The sequence below is a fragment of the Alteromonas sp. MmMcT2-5 genome, assembly GCF_022348315.1.
Classification (GTDB): Bacteria; Pseudomonadota; Gammaproteobacteria; order Enterobacterales; family Alteromonadaceae; genus Alteromonas; species Alteromonas macleodii.
The window spans coordinates 1-2,249 of record NZ_JAKRFB010000119.1 but is presented as its reverse complement, the minus strand read 5'-3'; the positions used below and the strand labels follow the sequence as shown (position 1 = coordinate 2,249).

General features: G+C 40.2%; 3 protein-coding genes. 1 reads left to right on the top strand and 2 read right to left on the bottom strand.

What is annotated here, in order from left to right; translation table 11 throughout:
* Window positions 1–38: 38 nt before the first annotated feature.
* Complete coding sequence (locus tag MHN09_RS21135) at window positions 39–965, top strand: hypothetical protein (protein WP_239241828.1); 927 nt, start codon at window positions 39–41, stop codon at window positions 963–965.
* A gap of 264 nt (window positions 966–1,229) precedes the next feature.
* On the opposite strand, the gene MHN09_RS21130 is transcribed toward MHN09_RS21135, so the two are convergent.
* Both MHN09_RS21130 and MHN09_RS21125 read right to left on the bottom strand, forming a co-directional pair.
* The gene (locus MHN09_RS21130; protein WP_239241827.1) at window positions 1,230–1,862 is read right to left on the bottom strand and encodes a hypothetical protein; all 633 of its coding nucleotides are present in this window, start codon (window positions 1,860–1,862) and stop codon (window positions 1,230–1,232) included.
* 181 nt (window positions 1,863–2,043) lie between these two features.
* On the bottom strand, window positions 2,044–2,249 hold a 206-nt coding region (locus MHN09_RS21125; protein WP_239241829.1), incomplete at its 5' end, for a hypothetical protein.

Below are 2,249 nucleotides of genomic sequence, written 5' to 3'. Positions count from 1 at the left end.
CGATTGCTTGCTAATCGTAAATTTAAATAGGATTTATGATGACTAGAACTGAATGGATTTTTAGCGACGAGAACCATAGCTTGCACCAAGAGTTTCCTAGTGAAGACAGTGCCTCAAATCCAAGTGACAATACAAACCCAGCAGAACTGATTATAGACTTCCCTGTTTCATTTAGTTTAACCCAAGGACATACCGATGATGACGCCTTTTCTCAATTGTCTGTTGATATTCCGGCAGACATCATGGATAGGATGGCCATCGCTTGGTGCAAAAAAAGAAGGCTGCACGGAGCGCTCGGGGGTCCAGTTGGCCGTGAGTTTGGGTCCGTAGATTGTGCTTACGACGAGCAAGCTTCCGAAAGACTTGAAGAAGATGCTGAGCTTCGGGTACTGGTAAAAGACAGGGAAGGACCGCCTGAAATACAAGCAAACCTCGAGTTTGATAATATTTTTGAAGTTGTTGCAAACACTAAAGAGGAAGCTCAACGGTTAAAAGAAGAGTCTGATAAGTTAATTCAAAACAGGGACATCAACAAAGCAACAAGAGAGTGTTCGATGTTACCTACGAGATACAAACGAGTAGCTTTGTGCATTTTCGACCATATCAGAGCAAATCAAAGTGTGAATGACGAATCATCACTGCTTTCGGCAATTGCCAAAGCGCTATTATCCGACCATTTTATGTCCTCTGATGAGTATTTTTTAGACTCAATCTGGCAGTTTGAAGATAAGTTAGCGACTGGGGTATATGCACCTGGATTAGATGTACATGGTCGATGGATACTCGTTGGGAAAGATAGTCGCAACGAAACACTGGTTGCTGCACTTGAGACTCTTAGTGTAAAAGTTATTGAGCGATTAATTCAACAAAAAAAGTTGATTCCAGAAGTATCACCGAAATGGATTACGCCTCAACTTCAGCTAACTATGCATAGATGGCATGGTTTAGCTAAAAGAGAATCTTAAGCAATTGATTTGACATGTTAACCCAAGCTTTAACTAACACGTTAGTTGACAGAACAGAACCAAATCTGATGGACTGCTGTGAGCGTGAAGCGGACATTGGGTAAATCTTCTATGCAGGTCAGTTTTAGTCAGACTCCAGACTTTTTGTGTAGGTGATCTGGATTTTCAGTGTTCTCGTTATGAAGAAGAAATATTAACTACGATTCACAACTTACCTCTTTCACAAATCATTATTTCTCAAATGATATCCATATAAGTTGTAAACTAGAACTTGTCGGCTTGCTCCAGTAAATCAGCTCTGTTTTTAGTTCCGATTACATTCGCCATTCTATCGTAGGAATCTTTTGCAAAACCTTCAAAGCCAATAGCTCCCATGAGGGGAGAAAACATATAGCAGGCGAGAAAATCATTATCACCTGAATGTTCTGTAACCGTCTTTTTGTGGAATGACTCCTCCGAGAGGGTTCTATTGTTAGATAAAAAGTATTGCTTAGTTTTGTAGGAAGGGTTTGCAAAAAAAGTATAACTAGCAGTGAAGTATTCTAGATATCTTGTAATATCTTTTTCGGATGAATAAGACTCAAGTGTATTAAGTGTGTTTGGCAAAGCTGCACCTCTGGCTTCATCTTCTAGACTAATGATCATGCTTGCTTTGATGTCAGGGCTAGCATTTTCAAACCATTCATTGCATGCAAAATTGAGTTTTTTCAAACGCATGTATTCGTCTGAGGAATAGTACCATTTAAAGCTAGTACCATCGCCTGAAGAAGCTCTAACCCAATCAACTGCGACAGGGTTTTCCTCTTCGATTAAGTCCATAAGAGCAACTTGTGGGGGGGCATCTTGAAAAGAACAACTTGCGAGTAGCACAGAAATAGAGACAAATAATTTTCTCATCATCATCCTTGAAGTCTTATTATCATTCCCCTCAATCTAGACTTTTGGCTAGTAAAAGTCTAGAGATAGCTTTTAGGGTTTTCAAAAAGGAGCCTTTTTTTAAACACATTTGACAAGGGGAAATACTCGTAATCACTAATGAACGACTGCATGCTCCTTTCGGCGGCTTTTCATTTCTATCCTAAATTTCCTGCTTCACGTAAAAATGTGGCCTTATGATACTCACTTGTGTATGGCTGTTTCTGGCACAAAGCCGAAGTAGCTGGTCAATAATCTGTTCGTCCGCAACTTGTTGCTTGCGGATATGGTAAATGAACCCATCAGTTAACCGTTCCAGTGCCAGTTGTATCCGCTCTGTCAGGTGACATAGCAACCATAGATGCTGCT